The organism is Aequorivita sp. H23M31, from assembly GCF_004022485.1.
Classification (GTDB): domain Bacteria; phylum Bacteroidota; class Bacteroidia; order Flavobacteriales; family Flavobacteriaceae; genus Aequorivita; species Aequorivita ciconiae.
Window position 1 is genome coordinate 654,860 of the sequence record NZ_CP034951.1, and the last position, 24,567, is coordinate 679,426.

17 protein-coding genes are annotated in these 24,567 nt (G+C 38.3%); 7 read left to right on the forward strand and 10 right to left on the reverse strand.

The window, feature by feature from the left end:
* Positions 1-5 precede the first annotated feature (5 nt).
* The gene (locus EI546_RS02945) at positions 6-3,008 is read right to left on the reverse strand and encodes an aminotransferase class III-fold pyridoxal phosphate-dependent enzyme (protein WP_128249144.1); all 3,003 of its coding nucleotides are present in this window, start codon (positions 3,006-3,008) and stop codon (positions 6-8) included.
* 457 nt (positions 3,009-3,465) lie between these two features.
* Here EI546_RS02945 and EI546_RS02950 point away from each other — a divergent pair, with 457 nt between their 5' ends.
* Positions 3,466-4,098, forward strand: coding sequence for a hypothetical protein (locus tag EI546_RS02950; RefSeq protein ID WP_128249145.1), 633 nt, complete (start codon positions 3,466-3,468; stop codon positions 4,096-4,098).
* 194 nt (positions 4,099-4,292) lie between these two features.
* Here the strand turns inward: EI546_RS02950 and EI546_RS02955 are convergent, their stop codons facing one another.
* The 3 genes from EI546_RS02955 to EI546_RS02965 all read right to left on the reverse strand — a co-directional run bounded on the left by EI546_RS02955 (position 4,293) and on the right by EI546_RS02965 (position 11,022).
* Complete coding sequence (locus EI546_RS02955) at positions 4,293-6,635, reverse strand: T9SS type B sorting domain-containing protein (RefSeq protein WP_128249146.1); 2,343 nt, start codon at positions 6,633-6,635, stop codon at positions 4,293-4,295.
* A 2,406-nt stretch (positions 6,636-9,041) separates the two neighbouring features.
* Entirely contained in the window at positions 9,042-9,620 is a 579-nt protein-coding gene (locus tag EI546_RS02960) for a fasciclin domain-containing protein (protein ID WP_128249147.1), read from the reverse strand.
* 109 nt (positions 9,621-9,729) lie between these two features.
* A complete protein-coding gene (locus EI546_RS02965; RefSeq protein WP_128249148.1) occupies positions 9,730-11,022 on the reverse strand; it encodes an erythromycin esterase family protein in 1,293 nt (430 codons plus the stop codon).
* Between the two features lie 185 nt (positions 11,023-11,207).
* On the opposite strand from EI546_RS02965, the gene EI546_RS02970 reads away from it, so the two are divergent.
* The 4 genes from EI546_RS02970 to EI546_RS02985 all read left to right on the forward strand — a co-directional run bounded on the left by EI546_RS02970 (position 11,208) and on the right by EI546_RS02985 (position 16,646).
* Positions 11,208-11,927 carry a hypothetical protein gene (locus EI546_RS02970; RefSeq protein WP_128249149.1) on the forward strand — a complete coding sequence of 240 codons (720 nt, stop codon included), beginning with the start codon at positions 11,208-11,210 and terminating at the stop codon, positions 11,925-11,927.
* 231 nt (positions 11,928-12,158) lie between these two features.
* On the forward strand, positions 12,159-15,956 hold the full coding sequence (locus tag EI546_RS02975) for a T9SS-dependent choice-of-anchor J family protein (RefSeq protein ID WP_128249150.1): 3,798 nt from the start codon (positions 12,159-12,161) through the stop codon (positions 15,954-15,956).
* A 194-nt stretch (positions 15,957-16,150) separates the two neighbouring features.
* Positions 16,151-16,393: a putative signal transducing protein gene (locus EI546_RS02980; RefSeq protein ID WP_128249151.1), complete on the forward strand. Its 243-nt coding sequence runs from the start codon at positions 16,151-16,153 to the stop codon at positions 16,391-16,393.
* A 4-nt stretch (positions 16,394-16,397) separates the two neighbouring features.
* Positions 16,398-16,646 (forward strand): DUF2007 domain-containing protein, encoded by a 249-nt coding sequence (locus EI546_RS02985; RefSeq protein ID WP_164905154.1) that lies wholly within the window; start codon positions 16,398-16,400, stop codon positions 16,644-16,646.
* Positions 16,647-16,719: 73 nt separating this feature from the next.
* Here EI546_RS02985 and EI546_RS02990 read toward each other — a convergent pair whose 3' ends face one another.
* Positions 16,720-18,348: an ABC-F family ATP-binding cassette domain-containing protein gene (locus tag EI546_RS02990; RefSeq protein ID WP_128249153.1), complete on the reverse strand. Its 1,629-nt coding sequence runs from the start codon at positions 18,346-18,348 to the stop codon at positions 16,720-16,722.
* A 143-nt stretch (positions 18,349-18,491) separates the two neighbouring features.
* Between EI546_RS02990 and EI546_RS02995 the strand changes: the two genes are divergently transcribed.
* The gene (locus EI546_RS02995) at positions 18,492-19,877 is read left to right on the forward strand and encodes a TlpA family protein disulfide reductase (RefSeq protein WP_128249154.1); all 1,386 of its coding nucleotides are present in this window, start codon (positions 18,492-18,494) and stop codon (positions 19,875-19,877) included.
* A 287-nt stretch (positions 19,878-20,164) separates the two neighbouring features.
* Here the strand turns inward: EI546_RS02995 and fsa are convergent, their stop codons facing one another.
* The 4 genes from fsa to ruvX form a co-directional block, all read right to left on the reverse strand.
* Complete coding sequence (fsa, locus tag EI546_RS03000) at positions 20,165-20,818, reverse strand: fructose-6-phosphate aldolase (RefSeq protein WP_128249155.1); 654 nt, start codon at positions 20,816-20,818, stop codon at positions 20,165-20,167.
* A gap of 182 nt (positions 20,819-21,000) precedes the next feature.
* On the reverse strand, positions 21,001-21,549 hold the full coding sequence (locus tag EI546_RS03005; protein WP_128249156.1) for a DUF5606 family protein: 549 nt from the start codon (positions 21,547-21,549) through the stop codon (positions 21,001-21,003).
* Positions 21,550-21,611: 62 nt separating this feature from the next.
* On the reverse strand, positions 21,612-22,202 hold the full coding sequence (gene def / locus EI546_RS03010) for a peptide deformylase (protein ID WP_128249157.1): 591 nt from the start codon (positions 22,200-22,202) through the stop codon (positions 21,612-21,614).
* A gap of 157 nt (positions 22,203-22,359) precedes the next feature.
* Positions 22,360-22,770: a Holliday junction resolvase RuvX gene (gene ruvX / locus EI546_RS03015; RefSeq protein ID WP_128249158.1), complete on the reverse strand. Its 411-nt coding sequence runs from the start codon at positions 22,768-22,770 to the stop codon at positions 22,360-22,362.
* 136 nt (positions 22,771-22,906) lie between these two features.
* Between ruvX and EI546_RS03020 the strand changes: the two genes are divergently transcribed.
* Positions 22,907-23,722 (forward strand): 2,3,4,5-tetrahydropyridine-2,6-dicarboxylate N-succinyltransferase, encoded by an 816-nt coding sequence (locus EI546_RS03020; RefSeq protein WP_128249159.1) that lies wholly within the window; start codon positions 22,907-22,909, stop codon positions 23,720-23,722.
* A gap of 62 nt (positions 23,723-23,784) precedes the next feature.
* On the opposite strand, the gene EI546_RS03025 is transcribed toward EI546_RS03020, so the two are convergent.
* Entirely contained in the window at positions 23,785-24,543 is a 759-nt protein-coding gene (locus EI546_RS03025) for a lipopolysaccharide kinase InaA family protein (protein WP_128249160.1), read from the reverse strand.
* Positions 24,544-24,567 lie beyond the last annotated feature (24 nt).

Consider the following 24,567-nt stretch of genomic DNA (forward strand, 5'->3'; position numbering starts at 1 on the left):
TTCTCTCAAAATTCCTTCAGAAAATCCTCAGCAAAAACTGTTTTTAACCTTGCTATTAATTCCTCCGCGTTTTCTTTGCTGAAAACTAGCGGAGGTTTTATTTTCATAACATTGTGATCTGGACCGTCGATGCTCATAAGTATTCCCAATTGTTTCATTCTATTCATTAGATAATTTGTTTGTTCTGGAAGCGGTTCTTTGTTTGAATTGTTTAACTCAAATCCCAAAAACAGACCTTCTCCCCTAACATTTCCAATAATTGGAAAATCCTTTTGGAGTTTCAGTAATTCAAATTTTAAAAATCCACCCACATTCAAGGCATTTTCCTGAAGTTTCTCCTCTTCTATCACTTCTAAAACGGCTCTGCCAATTGCGCAGGAAACAGGATTTCCTCCAAAAGTGTTGAAATACTCCATTCCTGTATTAAATTTGGTTGCAACCTCTTCCGTACACGCAACAATTGCTAGAGGATGTCCATTTCCAGCAGGTTTTCCCATTGTTACAATATCTGGAAGCACCTCATAAAGTTCAAATGCCCAGAAAGTTTTTCCCATTCTACCAAAACCGGTCTGGACTTCATCTGCAATACAGATACCACCAGCATTTCGAACGTGTTTATAAACTTCCTGAAAATAGTTGGAAGGTGGCACAATTTGTCCGCCACAGCTTACCATGCTTTCACCGATAAATCCGGCAATTTCTTTCCCTTCAACTTTCAATCTTTGAATAATTTCCTTCGTGTGTGCTGCGTAATCTATTCCGCAATTTTCACCAGTATATTTTCCTCTAAATGAATCGGGCAAGGGAAGAACATGGGTGGTTTTAGGTTTTCCATTTCCTCCAAGGGCATCAAACTTATACGAACTCACGTCCATTGCAGCATTGGTATTTCCGTGGTATCCAACTTCTATAGCGATAAAATCCTCGTTTTTAGTTACGGTTTTCGCCATTCGCAATGCAAGTTCGTTTGCTTCGCTTCCTGAATTTACTATATGGATTACAGACAAATGTGGCGGCAATTTTTTTAATAACATTTCTGCGTATTGCACGATTTCCTCGTGAAGATATCGTGTATTCGTATTTAAAACGGCCATTTGGCGTTGGCCTGCCTGCACTACTTTTGGATGCTGGTGGCCTACGTGGTTAACATTGTTTACAGTGTCGAGATACTTTTGACCATCTTTATCAATTAAATAAACGCCTTCACCACGAACAATATGTAACGGCTTATCATAAGAGAGACTCAATCCTTTTCCCAAATGTTCTTTTCGGAATTCAAGAAGTTTATTTTCAGGAACCGGGTTTTCCAAAGCATTTAATTCCTCTTTGAAAATTAAATCCGGATCTGGGCAAATACTTTTCCAAACCGCTATTTCCGAAGGAAGGGCTACTCCGTTAAAATTCTCGTTATTGTCCAACAAATCCATTATAATCTGAAAATGCAGATGTGGCGCCCAATTGCCATTTTCTTGCGATTCTCCTATATAAGCGATAAGTTCTCCCTTGTTTACGGTCTGCCCTATTCTAGAAATTTGAAGTGAACTCATTGATAAATGCCCGTAAAGGGTATAGAAAACATTGCCTTCAAACTGATGTTCCAGAATAAGCATGGGACCATAATCCTTGTCGTAATTATTGTTGTGGGCAATTTTTACCTTGCCAGCAAATGGCGCATGAACTGGCGTTTTTGCAGATATCCAAAAATCCGTTCCCAAATGAACAGTGCGGTATCGCGGGCCATTATTACCTTCGGTTTTAAAAGCTGCCGTGGAATAAAAAGGTCGCGCTTCCAGATAACCGTTTAATACAATCGAATCTGGATGATGTTTTCGGAATTGCTGCAATTTAAGTTCCGAAACTTCAGGATCTGCATATTCGGCCAAATTGCCCAATAAAGTACTGCCCACACTCATATCCAGATTTGTGACCTTATCAAAATGAAGAGTAGGGAAAACCGTTTTCAGTGAAACCTGATTATTCTTTGCCCAGGCTGCAAACTTCCTTTCCAATGGATGTGCAGTCAGTCCACAAGCTTCTCTAAACGAATAAACCGCGAATTGTTCATTTATTTGAAACCATTTCTCTAATAATTCCCAAGCAGGTTTTTCGCTGATAACAAAATAATCTTCCTTGGGAAATTCCCGTTTCTTAATAGCGGCACTTACAACTGTGGTCACCAAACGCATTCCCACCAAGGTGTAGAGACATTCCAGTTCCTTTTCAGCGAATTTATACTTTTTATTATATTCGCTAATAACATCCAAGGCCGCAGAAAGTGGATCTGGCAGATCCATTATGGCATAAGCTAGAGCAATAGCTAGATCATTAACGGTCTGCGTGAAAACAGAATCCCCAAAATCAATAATTCCTGCGACCGTAGGATTGGAGTAATCTGGGGAAACTAGGATGTTGTAATCGTTTAGATCATTGTGGACTACACTTTTCGGAAGAGCTTTATATATTTCTTGTATTTGCGAAAATCTTCTTTGGAAATAAGTAACCATTTCACTTTCATTCCCTGAAAATCGTTTGACATGGCGATTGGTCCAGGCGGCATTTGCCAAATCCCAATCAAACTCACGATGCGCGCCGGGATGATCAAAATCCTGCAGTGCTTTTGTCAAATTCCCTGCAACCATTCCCAAATTTTTGCGCATATTATCCGTCCTTGGATTTGCAGTGGCCCAGAGCCGGCCGGGTATCCAAGTGAGCAAACGAACGGTTTTATCGTTAGAAATTTTAGAAAGCGCATTTCCGGTTTTGTCCAAAACGGATTTTGCAATTTGAAATGGCAATTCCTTATGGGAAAGATGTTCCAAAAGCTGGATTTGAAAATCCAGTCGCTCCGCATTGTCTTCCTTGGAAATTTTCATAAGAAACTTTTCTCCAGAATTGGTTTCCAATAAAAAATTCTCATCCACATAGCTGTTGAGCCTTGTGGCCAGGGCTTTGATTTTGAAATGTTCGAGAGCGATCTGGGAGGCTTTATGGGGGGACGTTTTCGACATAAACTAAAGAAATAAGTGAGGTACAAAATTACTCAAAATATGAATCTGCCGTTGTTTAGAATATGAGAAACATGCTTTTGGTCTGCAAGGAGTTTTTAAAATAGAACGTTAAAATTTTGCTAAACATAGCTCTGTATTTCAAGATGATTTTCCTGGGAAATCTTTTTTTTGTAATTTACAAATGAGATTCAGGACAATTCTTGGGAAAAACATGAATTATACTGCAATTTGATGCGTAAATTAGCTACTATCAACAAAAAACAAATACCGTCTCAAAAAGACTGACACTTTGCTCAAAAAAAATCATGAACAATAAAACTTGAATATTATGAAGTACATAAAATTACAATCAATATTTATATTTTGCCTAATCTTTTTGATCTCTTTTAGTTGTCAAGAAGAAAATTCAACTTTTGAGAAAGAGAATGAGGTTCAAAATAGCTTAAAACAAAATCCAATGCCCCATAACCCCATTGCAAATAAAGGGGTTATTACAAGAGACAACATTCAAAACAAAAAAGTAATGGAAGCATCCGATGGCGTGGTTTTTCTTTTTGATAAAAAAGAAACCCATTATAAAAATGTCATTACCATTTTACCCCATAGCCTTAAAGAGAGGAAAGCATTAGTTTCTTTTTTAAAAGAAGACAAAATCTCCTTTGTTTATACTTTGGAAGCAATTAGGTTTTCGAATTCAAAAAACGAAAGGCTTACTTTTGTAGTAAATAATAAGCAGGGAAGAGAATTTTATAAAAATCTCAATACTGATGAAAAGATTTACTTTTGTGATCAAATAGCGTATGCTAAGGATAATACATTTGTATTTGGAAAGTTTGAAAAAGATGCCATAAAGATTAAAGCCAATAGTTTGGTTAAAAATATGGCTTCGGTCAATACCGATACCTTTCTGAATAAGGGTATTGACGACGATGACTGCACAAGTGGTGGGGAGGGTTCTACCTCATGCACAATTGGAGATATTTATTCTAATTGTTCTGTATCTTGTGGAGATGGATATTATGCCTGTTGTGACGGAGGATCCAATGTATGTGACTGTAGGCCTGAAGATAAAGATACGGGATTGGAATAAGATGTTTGATATTCTTTTTTTTAAAATTTATTTCCGCGTCTATGTTGTTTTGAGTGGATAAAAGTAAAGTAGTTTATAGAAAATAGGTCTCCTCGTGCGTAGTCGAGAGGTCTTGAAATCTCGACTGCGCTCGACCAGACATGATACATGAAATTTCCAATATCCACTATATTCGACATAGTTCCTTATTTCCTTTACCGTTTCAAGGTAAAGTGCCCTTTAAATATACCACCATCCTTAAAAACAGCCTTAAACCAATAATCTGAAGATGGTAATGGTTTTCCGTTGTAAGTTCCATCCCAACCATTTCCATGAAAATTTAAGCTATGAAGAGCTTTCCCAAAACGATCAAAAATCAGAAGCTTTTCCAATTGTAGGTCACTTCCGTCCAAACCTTTTATCTGCCAATAGTCATGGATTCCATCGTTATTTGGTGTGAAGAAATTTGGAAAACCAAGCACATAAACGGTGATGGTCGTTGTGCCGCATCCGTTCAAATCTTTTACGGAAAATAAATATTTTCCCGGTCTTAAATGTTCAAAAACAGGATCTTGCTGAAAGGGACCATTCTCTAGTGAAAAGGCGTAGTCACCTACTCCGGAGGTTAAAACAAATAAGGTTTGATCCCCAAAATTTCCTTCCAGCTCATAAGATACACGAGGTGGCTCGGAAGCAATAACAGTAATACTTCTGGAATTGGTGCAGGAATAGGTTTCCCCATAAACAAGGCTGCTTCGGGTTACGGTAACGGTATAGATTCCAGCCTCATTGACGCGGATTTCAGATGTGGTTTCTCCCGTGGACCAGAGGAATTCGGCATTAGAAATTGTTCCAATAAGTCCAGAGGGAAGTGTGATTTTCGCTGGAAATTGGCCCAGACAATAAATATGGCTTTCTGGCCCTTCAAATTCAGGAGTGTCTATTACTTTAAGGGTTATTTCAGCAGTACCCAAACATCCGATATTTCCAGAAATTCTTGCAAAGATTGTTTGCAAACCCATGCTTGTGTTTGTGAAAGGAACAGCAATCGGGTTGATTTGCCTAATTGCTTCGGAATAGGACTGGTAATATTTTACGATGGAAGTATTTCCGAAAAGGTCCATCAATTCGGCCGTAATTCCTGAAAGATCGAAAGTAGCAATGCCCGGAGTTCCTTCATTGGAACAAGAAACCAATTGAAATGGAGAAACTGAATTAGTGGTCGTTTTAAGGGTTATCTTGCCCACGCCAATACAGTTATATTCAGATAGAACACGTGCGAATACCTCTTCATCAGGAACGATATTGGTATAGCTTCTCGGATTTGTTATCGGAGAAAGATAGTTTTCCGCATCCTCAAATGTTCTGTGGAAAGAGAAAATCCGCAACGATTGATCGCCATCGATGATCGCTCTTTCAGAATTGTAAAGGTTGAAAGTTGCCAAGCCATCAGCATTAGGCTCACATTGAAATAAATCTGTATCCTGAACCTGAACGGGACCGTCGTATTCAATAAAGACTTCATCCGTAGCAATACAATTATTGTCGTAATCTATTTCTACCCTATAAATTCCTTCGGTAGTTACCACAAGCTGAGCAGAATTTTCTCCAGGTAAGAGAACATTATTTTTAAACCACTTATATGAAATTGGGGTAGAACCTACCGGCGTAGCATCCAGAATATAAGTTTCGTTTTCGCACAGTGGATTATCTGTAACAAAACTGCGGTCAGGTCCAAGGTTGGCGGCAATATTAAAACTTCCACCTTCTAGAAAAACAGCGGAATCATATCTGTAATTGCCATGGTCGGCGATAACAAGCTTAATGTGGTACTGCTGATTTACAGTAACAGGTGATTCTGCAATTAAAACCTTGGTCTGTCCATTAAAGTTAATTGCCGCGTTAGGGCCATTCCAGCCTTCAAAATAAGTTTCATTTATCGGTGGACAGGCTCCCGGAATTCCTGAATGAACCGTTGTTACCTGCACGGGAGTACTTGTACCTGGAACCAATGCGATGTTATTATAAGTGCCACCAATCGGTTTTATAAGAAAGGCAAAAGCATCTGAGAAGCGACAGGTATTCGGATCGCCTTGCTGGTATTCTTCCGAAGCGAAAATATATCGGAACCGGATATTATCGGCATTGGGAACAAAATCGAATTCTATAATGGTGGCATTTATTGTATTGGTTATGCCTAAGGCTCTTTCCAGATCGCGATCGCCAACCCATCCGGGAGCATCATCGTCGCTTAAAGTTGTATTTGGTCCCGGAACATTCGTCAGTTTTCCAGTGGAAAGGACCAAACCTTTTTCGAAAGGAAAATTGGATCCATTGGAATTGAAGTATCCATAACTTTTATCGCCATCCTCAAAATTACCCCCGATCGTATTTATTACTGAAACATTTTCGATGCAACCGCTGTCAATTAAAATGTTTTCTATTAACTGTTCTGGGGTGTAGGAATTGCCATCTACTTCAATATACTGAGCGTGTGCGACAAAGGATCCGAAGAGGACCGATAAGGATAGGAAAATTTTAAAAATACGGGGGTTCATAACTTTCAGGCGTGCAAAAATAACCTAACCAATCGGTTTTCGAGTTAATCATGCCCCCATTTTATAATTAATCTTAATCCACTTCACCCAATTTTCCGGTTATTTTAAAGCTTGGAATGTGGAGAAAAACCGTCGATACGAACCTTTATTAAAATGGATGTCTTGCAATTTTATGAGAAGTAAATTCACCTTTGATTTTCATTTTTTTGCGAGGGTTCCCAGAGTGTAGCCTTTCGATAGGCAAGGGTGACAAGGGTACTAAATTCGAAAAAATGTAAAATTTTAGTTGTTTGGGAAGAATTTTCCTAAGGGCTCCAATCCCGAAGGGATTATATATTTATAGAAAAACATACAAACAGAGGAAGTACGACCCGGAGGGGGTCGAACATTTCCGTCCTAACTCGTTGCTATAAATATAAGAACCCCCTGGGTTCAAGGCTTGGGATAGTCCTTTAAAGATTGGAATAACAAAACTCAAACCTACTTACAATTGAGCCGCCCCAATCCCATAGGCATTGAATATTTATAGAAAAAAATACAGGCGGATGAGATACGACCCGGAGGGGGTCGAACACCGCCGCCCTAACTCCTTGCTATAAATATAAGAACCCCCTGGGTTCAAGGCTTGGGATAGATCTTTAACGATTGGAATAACAAAACTCAAACCTATTTAACATTCAAATCCCAATCCCGTAGGGATTGAATATTTATAGAAAAAAATACAAGCGGATGAAATACGACCCCAAGGGGGTCGAACCCGTCGCACATAACCTCTTGCTATAAATATGCGAACCCTCTGGGTTCTATGCCTGAGGGCCATTTAAAGATAGAACCATCTGATCTTAAATCTTCTCATATGTAGATAATCCCAATCCGTAGGGATTGAATATTTATAGAAAAACATACAAGCGGATGAGATACGACCCCGAGGGGGTCGAACACTGCCGCCCTAACTCCTTGCTATAAATATAAGAACCCCCTGGGTTCAAGGCTTAGGATAGTTCTTTAAAGATTGGAATAACAAAACTCAAACCTACTTACAATTGAGCCGCCCCAATCCCATAGGCATTGAATATTTATAGAAAAAAATACAGGCGGATGAGATACGACCCCGAGGGGGTCGAACACTGCCGCCCTAACTCCTTGCTATAAATATAAGAACCCTCTGGGTTCAAGGCTTGGATAGTTCTTTAAAGATTGGAATAACAAAACTCAAACATATTTAACATTCAAATCCCAATCCCGTAGGGATTGAATATTTATAGAAAAACATACAAACAGAGGAAGTACGACCCGGAGGGGGTCGAACATTTCCGTCCTAACTCGTTGCTATAAATATAAGAACCCCCTGGGTTCAAGGCTTGGGATAGTTCTTTAAAGATTGGAATAACAAAACTCAAACCTATTTAACATTCAAATCCCAATCCCATAGGGATTGAATATTTATAGAAAAAAATACAAGCGGATGAAATACGACCCCGAGGGGGTCGAACACTGCCGCGCTAATTCCTTGCTATAAATATAAGAACCCCCTGGGTTCAAGGCTTGGGATAGTTCTTTAAAGATGGGAAAAACAAAACTCAAACCTATTTAACATTCAAATCCCAATCCCGTAGGGATTGAATATTTATAGAAAAACATACAGGCGGATGAAATACGACCCCGAGGGGGTCGAACACCGCCGCCCTAACTCCTTGCTATAAATATAAGAACCCCCTGGGTTCAAGGCTTGGATAGATCTTTAAAGATTGGAATAACAAAACTCAAACCTATTTAACATTCAAATCCCAATCCCGTAGGGATTGAATATTTATAGAAAAACATACAAGCGGATGAGATACGACCCCGAGGGGGTCGAACACTGCCGCCCTAACTCCTTGCTATAAATATAAGAACCCCCTGGGTTCAAGGCTTGGGATAGTTCTTTAAAGATTGGAAGAACAAAACTCAAACCTACTTATAATTGAGCCGCCCCAATCCCGTAGGGATTGAATATTTATAGAAAAAAATACAAGCGGATGAGATACGACCCCGACGGGGTCGAACACTGCCGCCCTAACTCGTTGCTATAAATATAAGAACCCCCTGGGTTCAAGGCTTGGATAGTTCTTTAAAGATTGGAATAACAAAACTCAAACCTATTTAACATTCAAATCCCAATCCCGTAGGGATTGAATATTTATAAAAAAAAATACAAGCGGATGAAATACGACCCCGAGGGGGTCGAACCCGTCGCAAATAACCTCTTGCTATAAATATGCGAACCCTCTGGGTTCTATGCCTGAGGGCCATTTAAAGATAGAACCATCTGATCTTAAATCTTCTCATATGTAGATAATCCCAATCCGTAGGGATTGAATATTTATAGAAATACATACAAGTGGATGAAATGTATGAAATATAATGTTATTCTTCAGTTTCTGGTAAAATTATATTGTTGATAATGTGAAAGAAACCATTTTTAAAGTAGAAATCCCCATCTATAATAGCCGCTTGCCGACCTTCAGAATCAACCAAAAACAACTGATCTTCTTTTTCGATGACGCCCAATTTTTGACCATTTAGTGTAGCCAAATAAAATTTTCCATTATGTTTTTTTGCTTCGGTCTTAAGCCCGTGCTTATCAATTCGTCCAGGAACAATAAGATACTTTACCATGGAATTCATCAAATTTTTGTTCCCAAGAAGTGAATCCTTTTGTTTCTTTTCCATTTTAGAAAATGCTCTATCACTCACAGTAAAAATGGTAACCATTTCATTTTTCTTGATCTCTTCGGAAACCGGATCTTCTTTTAAGATCTTTGTAAGAATAGTGAATTCGGAAGCTTCAGCAATGTTTTCCGCAAAGGTTTTTGTGGAAGTGAATTTATTTTCATTCCATTGCGTACTGACCTCGGCCATTTCTTTGGAAAGATATTTTTGTGCTGAAATAACGTTGCTGCAAAGAATTATAAAAAATAGAACGGAAATATTCTTTAATATCATAGGAAAAAATTATAGGTCGTAAATATAATAATTATGCATTGATTAGTGGGATAACGTTCAATCCATTCACAAAGTATTCAAAACTTTTAATTGGATATACAGGTTATAATTATTTATTCAAAACATGTAAAGCGGTGGTATTCCTGAAGAAAACAAGCGCATCATATCGCATAGGCACTAGGGTTGGTACAAATTGTCGTCGATCCATTTCGGGATTATAGACAACTCCCACTGCCCTATTCCCAGTTACCTTGAGGTTTTTCTTTTTACGATCTTCCTTATCAAAAATAACATATAACGATTCATATCCAATTTGGTTTAACTGCGCCTCGACGCTTTTCGGAATTGCTTTGGGAATTTTCATTTCCTCCATTCTCCCGCCCCAACTACGTGCTGCCATTACTTTTCCTTCATAAGTAGTAAAGCCTATTAAAAATACATTTTCTTCTCCCAGAGTTTCCCGCATGAGCTGACCAATATTTTTTTCTCCGTAATTCCGCATATTGGTATAGGATGCATCTCCAATATGTGTGTTGTGCGCCCATACAATACCCCTGGAGTTTTCCCCATAAATTCTGAGCAGATCTTCTACGGTATCGTGCATGTGGAATACCCTCGAGTTCCATGATGCCGAATCCTTTGCAGCGACACTTTCCCTATAAAAAGCTTCCGCATTATGAAATACAATCGCGTTTTGAAGTAAATAGAAATAATCGTCATCAGATAATGAGCTTAATTTCTGACGATTGTTTCGAATATAATCCACGACATTTTTTGTCGCCGTGGCACAATCCTCTTTTCCTGCCTTTACTGCCCTTGCATATTGCCAACTATCTCCTTTAAAAGGATGGAAACAATTGTAATTTTCCTTTACAAAATTAAAGCTGGTTTCATCCGTGTTTTTAAGAAGTTCCAAAACCATTTCTTTGGAATGCCATTCGTCATAAACATCCATTCCGTAAAAACCGATCTTATCTTTTTGCGGTAAATTGTCGTTATACTTTCTTAGCCATTCTGCAAGTGCAACAACTTCTTCGTTGGCCCACATCCACGTTGGGAAACGTTCCAAGTGCATCAAAACCTCTCGTGCGGAGTTCTCTGCACCTTGCAAATTTTTTACATATCTATTGAGCTTATAAAGACTCGCAAAATCCCCTTCCACTGCAATAAAACTAAAGTTGTGATCTTTAATTAGTCGTTGGCTTATTTTATCGCGCCAAGCGTAGTATTCATGAGTACCATGGCTGGCTTCACCCAGCATGATCAGCTTTTTGTTTTTGGAAGCATCTATAAGCTTATCTAAGCTTGATCTATTTTCAAGCGGAATAGCCTTCTTATTAAAATTCTGGGCAATACCGAGTTTCATTGTAAAAGTCATTAAAAAAAGTAAAAATAATTTCATAAGTATCAAATCCAGCAAAAAACAATATAAGAATAAACATTATCAACTTCAAGACGCGCACAGGTTTATGCTCCAAACTGTAGGTTCTTCATATTAAATTTAAATTCCATAAAATTAATTTCTGTTAAACATTTGTAATCTTTAAGACTACTGTGTAATTTTATTACTGATAAAAGTCATAGGTTATGTTTTCAAGAATCGATATAAGGGAAAAATTGCTCAATCTACGTACTCAAAGAATTAAGGAAGAAAATATTTTAGATGAAGTTTACCATATTTTTAGGGAGAATGAAAAACAGCGTCAGTTAATAGAGAAGGCATTAAATACAAAAAGTAATACCGATGCTGGAAATGATTTTGACTTCGATTTATTGGATTCCAGAAGTATTTTTCACCTAAATGATATCAGAGAAATTTGTGTAACCTATAGACTACGATTTTTGGATTCACATTATTTTAAAGGTGAGATTCCTGAAGAGGCGATTTCGAAAATCCGCGATATTGAAAATAAACACCAGACCAAATTGGGAAACTTTAAAATTGTAGCTCCGGCGAAATTATTAAAGCTTGAAAATGCAGATGATCCTCTCCTTTTTGCTCCTATAGGAAATGGTTATTTTTATCTGATCCATAAATGGGGCCGCGATCTTAACCCCTTTCGAAAGTTGTTGATGTGGCCATATAAAAATTTCGACAACTTGACTTTTACTGTAGTTTTTTTGAGTGTTATATTGACAATACTCTCACCTATGCACTGGTTTTCACAATCGCCGAATGCAGGAAATTACATCTTTCTTTTCTTAATTATCCTTAACGGTGTAGGCGGCCTTGTCCTTTTTTACGGTATTGCCAAAGGGAAAAACTTCAATAATGATATCTGGAACAGCAAATATTATAACGGTTAATTTTAGTCAATGTATTACTCCATAGAGGATACCTTCAGCAAACTATCTTCGCAATTATTTACTTTAGATATAGATCTATTTTTTAATTGATTGCTTCAATTTTAATTTCTTTATAATATCTATTTGTATAGGTATTTTTCTTGACAATACACTCATAAATTAACTTACTTTCCTTTGACCCTAATACATAGGTTTAATACCTTGCGCGGATTATTAACTAAAACCTATATAATGAAACAGATTACTCTAATTCTATCCCTGTTCATTGCTTGCTGTAGTTGGCAGGTCAGTGCTCAAATTTTAAATGAAAGTTTCGACTCCCCGACTTTGCCCGCGGGATGGACGAATGAATATGTTGTGAGTACAGAAAACTGGAATATGGTTACCGAAAATCCTTTTGGTGTAACTCCGCATTCCGGTACACGTATGGCCGAATTTAAGCACACTAATTATGGTGCTATCACAAAATTGGTTACGCCTTCCCTTGATTTAACTGGAGTTCAAAATCCTCAATTGAATTTCTTTTTTGCAAATATAAGAATCGGGGTTGTTGATGAATTGCGAGTGTTTTATAAAACTAGCGCAACGGGTGCTTGGACCCAAATAGGTGATACTTATAATTATGAAAATCCCGCTTGGACTGAAGTTACCTTAAACCTTCCCGAAGCATCGAATGACTACTATATTGCTTTTCAAGGAAAATTTAATTTCGGTGGTGGTATTGACTTAGATGATGTATCAGTTGCCGCAGGACCTTCTTGTTTGGCACCTACCAATCTTCGGGTTAAAAACCTAACCACTACTTCTGCCCATTTACTTTGGACAGAACATGGATCTGCAACTACCTGGAATATCGAGTATGGGCCCACAGGTTTCACGCCAGGAAATGGAACTATAATTACCGATACCGACGGCACTCTAGGGGAAACCATTACTGGACTTTCCGCTGCTACAGAATACGACTTTTATGTAAATTCTGATTGTGGAAGTGGTGATATTAGTGCTTGGGCAGGTCCAAAACAATTTTCAACTACTTGTACACCCATTGGTTCATTTCCTTGGACTGAAAATTTCGAAGGAGTTGAAACTCCTGCTGTTCCTTCCTGTTGGACTGTAGTGGACCATAATGACGATGCCAGAACTTTTGAAAGTGACAACGGATTTGGCGTTGGAGGCTCAATTGCTGTTGGAATGTATACAGATTTCAATAATGGTAATAACGACGACTACTTAATATTGCCTCCTTTGAACCTGAATGGAAACCAAACTTTAAAGTTTTATACTTTGTTGTTAAATGCCGGTCAGCCGGATGAATTTGAAGTTGTATTATCAACGACTGAGAATGATGTGGAAGACTTTACAAATATAATCTTACCCCGAACTCTTGTTAATACTGCAGGACCTACTCTACATACAATCGATTTAAGTGATTATTCCGGAATAGTTCATATTGCGATTCATATTCCTGATAGCAATACGGATGGTTATTATATTTATTTCGATGATTTTTCTGTGGTGGACAATGTAATTTCATGTCCTCCTGCTTCCGCTCTGGAGGCCACTCCCCTAGCCGATGGAACTGTAGAGGTTTCTTGGACAGCCGGTGGTTCAGAAACTGAATGGATTCTTGAGTACGGTGCTCCCGGATTTGTTTTGGGAACTGGGACCCAAGTTCCAGTTAATGGAACTCCAAATACCGTTCTTACGGGTTTGGATTCTAATACAAATTATGAGATATATGTTACTGCCGTTTGCGGTGTAGGGGAACAAAGTATCCCCTCCCAATCCATTACTTTTAGAACTATGGATACTGAGGGCTGCGGACAGACCCAAGTTGGAAATAACTTTGAAGCAGCCTATGTTATCCATCCCAATTCAGGATATAAGATTGCCGACGATTTTATTGTTAGTGCAAGTACTATAAACTTTTCAGCTGAAACGGTAACTGCCAATATTGTTGCTGCGGGTGGGGTTAACAACGTAGGGATAGTATTTTACGAAGATAATGATGGAGAACCCGGTGCCCAAATGGGTGCGGCTATTCAAAATCTTTCTCCTACTTCACAAATACTAATTGGTGCTTTTGATGGTATAGATACTTGGGAAGTAACTGTTGAGCTCCCTACTCCAAGAGATTTTACAAGAGGCGCAAATAATGAGGCAGCAACTTACTGGATTCAAATTAGTGCCACCGCCTTAGATCCCGCTTCCACCACCGGAATTGAAATGACCAGCGCCAATCATATTGGTAATTATGCGGTGATTAAGTATCAAAATGAACCTTGGATGGTTAATCCTGGAAGTTTTGATGCTGTATTCAGTATTCAAGGAAGTTGTACTATGGTTGATTGTCCACAGCCTACAAACCTTACAGTAAGCAATGTTACCCAAACCTCCGCCGAACTTAGTTGGAATCCAACCGGAAGCGAAACTGAATGGGAAATAGAATATGGCCCGGCAGGATTTGAACTTGGTACAGGAACAGTAGTTCTGGATAATGACGGTACCATTGGAGAAACTTTGACAGGTCTTTCCCCTGCTACATATTATGAGTTTTATGTTACTCCACTTTGCGGTTCGGGAACTCCATTTCCAGCTGGACCTAAAGGATTTTCTACTCTTTGTGGTGGTGCAATAGATTCTTTCCCTTTTGTGGAATCGTTTGAAAATTCTTCAGGAACTAGAGATTGCTGGACAAACGAGTATGTTGCTGGTATACCTACCGACTGGAAATATGTTACAACGAACGGAAATAATTCCGTAACACCTAGAACCGGAGAGTTGATGGCACAATTTAAAATTGAGTCAATGACTGAAAAAACCAAATTGGTTTCTCCCGCAATGGATCTAACTTCATTGACATCTCCACAGCTTACATTCTACTTTGCAAATGCAAATTGGATTGGTGATGTAGATGAACTCCGTGTTTTCTACAAAACCAGTGCGGGTGGAACTTGGACTCAAATTGGCCAAAGTTATACTACCGAACACACTGTATGGACTCAAGTTATCTTGAACCTTCCCAACCCAAGCGCCGATTATTATATCGCTTTTGAGGGAAAATCTAATTTCGCACGCGGAATTGATGTAGATGATGTTATGGTGGCTGAAGCACCAACTTGCCTTCAGCCAAATAACTTAATAGCCCATCATATTACTCAGGATTCCGTAGAACTTAAATGGGATTTGGTTGCAAATGCGAGCAATGGTTACGAATGGTTTATTTTTGAAAGCGGTGACGACCCAACGGGAACTCCCTTTGCAACTGGTACTACACCAGAAGCTACCCATTCAGTTACCGTTACAGGTTTAAACCCTTATACTGTTTATGATTTTTACGTGAAATCTGATTGTGGTAATGGGGATCTTAGTGCATTGGCCGGTCCAACCACTTTCAAGACAGCTGTAGTTCCTCCTACTTGCGGCGAGATTTTCTATGACACTGGGGGAGCAAATGGAAATTATGGAAACAATGAGAATGTTACAACCATTATTTCACCAGAAGTTCCTGGAGATGCTGTAACAGTTAACTTCTTAACTTTTGATGTTGACTTTGGCTGGGATGTATTATATATCCACAACGGACCCGATGCTACTTACCCTTTATTTGATAGTGGAAATCCTGCGACTCCAAATTTCCCTGCTGGTGGATATTATGGACAATCCAGTCCAGGATCATTTACTTCAACACATTCAAGTGGTGCCTTAACTTTTGTATTTAGAAGTGACTTTCAGGTAACCAGAGCGGGTTGGGTAGCAACTATTAATTGCCAAACTGTTGGCATTGAAGATCAAGTATTCCAAGGTTTCACCTATTATCCAAACCCCGTGGAAAACTCTTTAGCGCTAAAAGCAAATACCGAAATCCAAAATGTTGTAGTTTATAACTTATTGGGCCAACAGGTAATCAGCTTGCAGCCAAATAACGCAACTCCTACTTTGGAAATGGGTAATTTGCCAACTGGAGCTTACTTGATGAAAGTTATTATCGATGGAAATGAAAATACCTATAGACTTATCAAGAAATAATCTAGTTATTTTTCAGTAGAACTGAAAGCCGTCTCAAATTTAAATTGGGACGGTTTTTTTATTCGTCAATTTTAATTAGGTAAATTGTTTTTGAAATCTCTCTCATCGCTTTTATGAAAGTTTTCACAGAATTATTCAAGTCAAAGTCGAAAATAAGTTAGTATTTTAGTACTTGATGAATAAATGAAATAATTATGTCTGAAATTAGAGAAGAAACAGTTCGCATTTATACCGGTCCTATTTTAATGGCCGAAGCCCTTGTGGGAAGATTAGAGGAAATAGGCATTGTACCAATCGTACGGGATGACCAACAAAATGCGATCATGTTTGGATCGGGAAGCAATTATTCCGATCAGATAAGGGTTTTTGTCCGTGAAGATGAGTTGGTTAGAGCACAGCCTATTGCAGATGCTTTTATTGCAGAAATTGAGGAATAAATTTATGTCGGATATTAAAAGAATATACACAGGACCTTCTTTGGTGGCAATGGGCTTGGTAGCAAGATTGAATGAAGTTGGAATCAGTCCAGTAAAGCGGGATGACCACGAAAGCGCCATAAGAGCCGGGTTTGCCGCAAGCATTGCCAATCAAATGATGATTTTTATCCGGAATGACGAAATGGAAAGAGCACAACCCATCATCGATGAATTTTTTCAGGATATCGGTGAGGAAGTGAGTAACCAGAAGTAAGGATTAGAACTCTATAAAAAAAGTGGTGTAAACTTTTAATAAGTCCACACCACTTTTCTATTTCCATTAATTTTTATTGAGCTTCCGCAGAATACATCTTTTCCCGTTGCTCCTTGATCTTTTTGTCATCCATATACTCATCAAAATTCATATATCGATCAATGGCTCCATTTGGAGTTAGCTCCACTACCCTATTTCCAACAGTCTGGGCAAATTCGTGGTCGTGGGTTGTCAATAATACTGTTCCCTTAAAGTTTTTAAGAGAGTTGTTAAAAGCCGTAATCGATTCCAAGTCCAAGTGGTTTGTAGGTTCATCCAGCATAAGGACATTGGCACGCATCATCATCATTCGGCTTAACATACAGCGTACTTTTTCCCCTCCCGAAAGAACATTGCTTTTCTTTAATGCTTCTTCCCCGCTGAAAAGCATTTTCCCCAAGAAACCTCTTAAGTAAACCTCTTCTCGTTCTTCTTCCGTTTTGGCATATTGACGAAGCCAATCAACCAAAGAAAGGTTGTTTTGGAAAAACTTCTCATTATCCAATGGCAGATAGCTTTGGGTAGTGGTGATTCCCCACTGATAACTTCCGGTATCCGGTTTAATATTACCACTCAATATTTCATAAAAAGCCGTAGCCGCTCTGGAATCCCTTGAAAAAATAACCACTTTATCGCCTTTTGCCAGATTTAGATTTACGCCTTGAAACAATGTCTCTCCATCAATGGAAGCAGATAGATTTTCAATATTTAAAATCTGATCGCCTGCTTCGCGCTCTCTATCAAAAATTATAGCAGGATATCGACGGCTAGATGGCTTGATCTCTTCAATGTTCAACTTCTCAATCATTTTCTTTCGGGAAGTAGCCTGTTTGCTTTTTGCCACGTTGGCACTAAACCTCATAATAAACTCTTGGAGTTCTTTCTTTTTCTCCTCAGCCTTTTTGTTCTGCTGTGCGCGTTGACGAGCGGCCAACTGGCTACTTTCGTACCAAAAGGTATAGTTTCCACTATAATGGGTTATTTTTCCGAAGTCGATATCGCTAATATGTGTACAAACCGAATCTAAAAAGTGACGGTCGTGGGAAACCACGATTACGCAATTATCATAATTGGCCAAAAAATTCTCCAGCCAGGTAATGGTTTCATAATCAAGGTCGTTGGTAGGCTCATCCATTATCAAAACATCTGGATTACCAAAAAGTGCCTGGGCCAACAAAACACGAACTTTTTGCTTCCCGTCCAAATCCTTCATTAAAGTATAATGGAAACTCTCATCTATACCCAGATGTGATAAGAGGGTTGCTGCATCGCTTTCTGCATTCCATCCGTTCATTTCCTCAAAGGCAACTTGGAGCTCACCTATTTTTTCGGCGTTGGCATCTGTATAGTCTTCATAAAGTTTATCAATCTGACTTTTTATTTCAAACAACTCCTTATTTCCGCGGACCACCGTTTCCAGTACCATAAAATCGTCATAAGCATTATGGTTCTGTTCAAGCACGGACATTCGTTTCCCTTTTTCTAAATGCACTTGTCCAGAAGTTGGATCTTGCTTACCGGAAATAATTTTTAAAAACGTCGATTTTCCCGCACCATTTGCCCCGATAATACCATATATATTTCCCGTGGTAAACTGGGTACTTACCTCATCGAACAAAACTCTTTTGCCAAATTGCACCGATAAATTTGAAACTGATAGCATACTTTCCTAAATTTTGCGCAAAATTAGGTATTTAACCGAGACCTCGAAAAGATTAACTTTCAAAAAATCCTTTTAACCATGATTTAACATTAACTGTTATACTACTCGGTTACATTTGTTGGGTTTATAATAATGTAGCGTCCTTGGTAAAAAAATTACTCCCATTTATTTTCGTGTTCTTTGCCCTGTTTTCTTGTAAAAAGAAGGACGAATCTTCTGATAGAGTTACCTGGATTGGAGGACAGATTGTAAATCCAAAACTAGATTACATCATTTTCGCTCAGGGGAAACATGTGCTGGATACCGTAAAATTGGATTCCAATAATTTCTTTCTTTACCGCACCGATAAAATAAAGGAAGGGCTATATACCCTTCGTCATAACGAAACCCAAGTTTTTTATATTCAGCCCGGAGACAGCCTTTTGCTACATTTGAATACTCTCGAATTTGACGAATCGCTCGCCTATTCTGGAAAAGGAGCCGCGCAGAATAATTTGTTGATGGACCTCTATCTTAAGAATGAAAGAGAAAACAAGTTCCTTCCAAAATGGTATACACTTTCTCCAAAAGAATTTACGATGAAAATCGACTCTATCAAGGCAGAAAAAAAAGCGGAATACCAAGATTTTTTAATTCGGAACCAAGTAAGTGAAGGCTTTAAAGAAGTAGCCGAGGCATCCATAAAGTATGATTATTTTTCCAAAAAGGAACTTTACGCAATGGCCAATAGAAGCCGTCTCGATATTCTAGGAGACGACTATTTTGATTACCGAAAGAATATAGATTTCGATAAGGAAAAACTTCGTTATTACTATCCTTATTACAGATTCCTGAATCGCTATTTCAATAGTATGCTAATAGCAAAGTACCCTCCCGGTGTTGACAGGAATTCTTATAATTTTAGTGTGGATAAAATAAAGGCCATCGATAGTGTCATTTCCAACGACTCTATTAAAAACAGTCTTCTGCGCTACACCGCCTATCGGTATTTGTTCTGTGCAAAGGATTCCATCCAGGAAAAGGAATTTTTAGATCTTTTCACTTCTTTGAACAATAATGCCAAACATACTGGGGAAATTGAAAAATTGACCAAAGCCACGATCCGGTTGTCTGGAGGAAACTTAATTCCCGATGTCCAACTGGTATCGATGGGCAACAATATTAAAAATATACGTCAGGTAGTGAATAGACCTACCGTTCTATATTTCTGGACCTATGATAATCCTGGACAGGCACGAATGGTCCATAATCGTGCAGCCGAACTAAAATCCAAATATCCCGAATACGATTTCCTGGGGATTAATACTGATCCAAATTTTAAAAAGTGGCGCAATCTTGTCCAAAACATGAAACTGGACGAATCACAGGAATTTCAATTAGAAAATTTGGCCGAATCTGAAAAAGTCTTGGTACTGAGCACTATCAGCAAGGCAATTATTCTGGACAAAAATTCGGTGATCTTAGATGGAAATACCAATATGTTCAACAGCAATTTCGAACAATTGTTGTTGGGTCTTCTAAATCGCTAATTCGTTCGTTTTTTCACTTCCATTCCTTTCAGATTATATCTTAACCTGAAAATTCTCGGCATTAATACCTTTACATTGTTATTTAAGACCGGAAAAATAATTTCATCAATTATCCTTCTGTTTATAAATTGAATAGTCTAATAAAATTTTGAAAGTAACATTTTGAAGGGAAAACATAAAAGCTATTTTAATTTTCCCAGAAACTGATAGATAAAAAATTTGTCAGGAGCAACGTTTAGAATCTTCAAATTCTAAATTGATGTGTTTACTTTTAATGAAATCCAAAACTAATTTCCCCTTTTATGGTCTGCCAAAAATTGTTTTAAACCGCTGTCTGTCAAGGGATGTTTTAAAAGTCCTTCAATGGATGAAAGTGGTCCGGTAATGACATCGGCTCCTATTTTTGCACAGTTAACAATATGCATGGTATGTCTAATAGAGGCTGCCAAAATTTGAGTCTCAAATCCGAAGTTGTCATAGATAAGTCGAATGTCGGCAATTAGTTCCAGCCCATCCGTAGAAATATCATCCAGTCGGCCAATAAATGGAGAAACATACGTTGCTCCTGCCTTTGCCGCCAATAACGCTTGCCCTGCAGAAAATACCAATGTACAATTGGTGCGTATGCCGTGATCGGTAAAGTATTTAATAGCCTTTACACCTTCTTTTATCATCGGAATTTTTACCACAATCTGATCGTGAAGTTCAGCTAGCTCCTCCCCTTCTTTCACCATTCCCTCAAAATCCGTGGCAATAACTTCCGCTGACACATCGCCATCCACAATATTACAAATATCTACGTAGTGCTTTAATATATTATTGCGTCCAGTAATTTTTTCCTTGGCCATTAAGGATGGGTTCGTAGTTACCCCATCAAGAATACCCATATTTTGGGCTTCGCGAATTTGATCAAGATTTGCGGTATCGATAAAAAATTTCATAATTGTTGTTTCAGGTTAAAGGCAACAAAAATACACAAGTAATCTTAGGAGGAACTTCCTTTTTGAAAAAGAATCCTCTTGTCTTTAAAATACAGATATCGTCAATCATAAAAAAAATCCCGAATACCAAAAATTGGAATAACGGGATTAATATGTAAAGGGAATACGGTTAGGAATTCCTATTAGGTTTTTCTAGAAACTGCACTCTTGGTTGTTCCACCTTTCTTTGAGGAAGATGCTTTTTGACCTGCATTTTTTGGAGCCGCAGTTTTTTTGCTTGGCAAAGATTTAGATTCTTTTGCCAAATCGACTGTTTCTTTATTATCCTCTGCTTTCTTTTCAGGCTCGGAGAAATCGGCCATATCGTTTTTTACCAACAGGTTGTACCATTGGATTATCTTTTTGATATCACTTGCATATACACGCTCCTCATCATAATCAGGTAATATCCCAAAGAAATACTCCTCGAGTTCGTCTTTTGAAGCTTTGGGGCTTATGGCTTCTTTTCCTTCTTCCTTGTCGGCTATTTTCTGGAATACCTCTCTAAGCGGAACTTCTGCGGTTAAAGTATAGATAGCAATTTCAGAAAGAAGACTAACGCTATTGCGTCCGCTTACATTCATAGTCTTTCCGTCCAAAAGAGACTCTGCCAAAAAACCGTTTCTAGTTTGGCTTTTTAACAAGAAAAGTCCCGGTTTACCGGAAATGGATAGCACTTTTTCTAAGCTCATAAATTAAATTTAGATTTTGATGGATGCAAATATCTTTGCTTTGGTTTATATATACAAGTGTGTTAACGTTTCTTTTTTGTCAGCGGAAAACGCATACGATAATCAACATCAATTTTACCTTTTGAGATGTTGGCCAATTTCCCTTTTATCAACCTTTTTTTCAACGGTGAAAGTTTATCTGTAAAGAGAATTCCCTCAATATGATCGTATTCGTGCTGCACAATTCGTGCAACGATTCCCGTAAAAGTCTCCTTGTGTTTTTTGAAATTTTCATCCTCATACTCAATAGTAATATGGGGCTGACGAAAAACATCCTCGCGAACATCAGGGATACTCAAACAACCTTCATTGAACGCCCATTCGTCCCCAGATTCCTCTGTAATTTGGGCATTGATAAATATTCTTTTAAAAGTGGAGACAAATTCCCGTTCTTCTTCCGATAGATCTTCGTCGTCCTCAAAAATAGTGGCGTCCACAATAAAAAGCCGAACGGGCACTCCCACCTGAGGGGCCGCCAGTCCGATTCCCCGTGCCTCATACATGGTTTCGAACATATTTTCGATCAACTCATCCAGCTTCGGAAAATCTTTGGTAATCGTTTCGGTCTGTTTCCGTAATACAGGATCACCGTATGCAACAATTGGTAAAACCATTTTATAATGTATATTTTTAATTGTTTCTAGTTTCTAATCTTAAGTTTCTGGTCGCCAGTTTCTAGTTAGTTTTTAATTTGTATAATGCCTACTTATCAATCTAGATGTTTCTTCAATCGTTAAAGATAAATATACGGAAAACTGCCACTGCCAATTTCTAATTATTATACAAAAACTCTTGTAATATAATCGTAGCGCTAATTTCATCAACAAGCGCTTTATTCTGTCGCTGTTTCTTCTTCAATCCGCTATCAATCATAGTTTGAAAAGCCATTTTGCTCGTATACCTTTCATCAACTCGCTTCACTTCTAAGTCGGGAAAAGTACGGGAAAATTTCTTTAAAAATCTCTGAATTTCTTCTTCAACAGTAGAAGGGGATCCGTCCTTTTGTTTTGGTTCACCAACTAATACAAGATCTACTTTTTCTGAAGCGAAATATTTCTCCAAAAATAGCATTAATTCTGGAGTACTTACTGTGGTCAAGCCTGAAGCAATGAGACGCATTTCATCGGTGATGGCAATGCCAGTGCGCTTGCTGCCGTAATCCAGAGCTAAAATTCTTCCCATAACGGATGCAAAAGTAAGAGTTTGAGCATTACTATACTAAAATTGGGCCGTTAATTGAAAGGGAGGCTCTATATTTGCGGAATTGGAGTGCTTTTGCTCTCCAAAGAAATCCAGATCCGATAAAATTCCAATTTTAATGAGAGAACTACAACAAACTATTGAAAAAGCTTGGGAAGATCGTTCCTTGCTTACCGAGACCGAAACTATTGTTGCCATACGCCAGGTAGTAAACCTTTGCGATGAAGGTAAACTTCGCTGCGCAGAACCCACCGCAGATGGCTGGCAGGTAAATGAATGGATCAAGAAAGCTATTGTGCTTTATTTTCCTATTCAAAGAATGCGGACTATGGAGGCAGGGATATTTGAATATCATGATAAAATCCCATTAAAATCAGGTTATGAAGCTAAGCAGATTCGAGTAGTGCCGAACGCAGTGGCACGTCATGGAGCCTATATTTCAAAAGGAGTGATTCTGATGCCCAGTTATGTAAATATTGGGGCTTATGTTGATGAAGGGACGATGGTGGATACCTGGGCTACCGTGGGCAGTTGCGCGCAAATAGGAAAGAATGTACATCTAAGTGGTGGCGTGGGAATAGGCGGAGTTCTGGAGCCCCTCCAAGCTGCTCCCGTAATCATAGAGGATGGCGCTTTTATTGGTTCACGTTGTATTGTAGTTGAAGGCATACGGGTAGGAAAAGAAGCTGTTCTCGGTGCAAACGTTGTATTGACCGCTTCTACAAAGATTATTGATGTAACCGGTGAAAATCCAATAGAAATTAAAGGTTATGTTCCCGAACGCTCGGTGGTGATCCCTGGTAGTTATACCAAAAAATTTCCCGCGGGAGAATATCAAGTTCCCTGTGCGCTGATTATTGGAAAACGAAAGGAAAGTACCAACCTAAAAACGTCTTTAAATGATGCCCTGAGGGAATATGGGGTGGCGGTTTAAATAGTAGCAGTCGCAGTTTCAATAGGCAGTTGTTATTGTTGAGAAAATGGTGTTTAGAAACTTTAAAACTTACGCCTCTTTCGCTTTGAGATCTTTTTGCTGTTGATTTTTAATTGGAACTGTCGGCTGTATTTTGACATCAATCCGTATACATCTTCAAAGCTTTTACTGTAAAGGTGCGCATATTCCTTTGCCATTATCTTTATCATCTTTTTGGACAACCATAACCTTCGGAAGTTGAACATGCGTTTATCAAAATCCATTGGTTCGAATTTCATTCGATTTAAATCGATTAGATAGAATTCATATTGTTGATTGTCCTTTTCAACTATAAGGGTATTTCCGGGAGAATGATCTAAGAAATTTATGTTGTTTTGGTGAAGCTTAAAAGTGAAATTTGTGAATTGCTTTAAAATCTCATCGCGATTTTTAAAAGTTGGATTGTGAATTAAATCGCGAAAATCGAAGTGGTAATCCAAATGCTCACTTATGTAAAAACTTTCCTTCAGTCCAGGGGAAAAACTTTCGATGTAAGCTACCGGATAGGGTGTGTTAATACCGAGATTAATTAACTTTAGGGCATATTCATAAGAACGTTTTGCCTTACTTTTTCTTAGGAATCTGTAAACTACGGATTGGAAACTATTGGGAGTTTTAAATTGTTTTATATTGAAATATGTTTCTCCAATCTTAATCTTTTTTATGGTATTGCGCTGCCCTTCAGTTACGTTCTCTCCTACTTCGGAAAAATTTTGAACCGCTTCTTTTAAAGCCGACTCCAAGTTTGAATAATGTGGATGAACAATAAAATTATCTCGCATTATTTATATTTATAAGGACAAAAG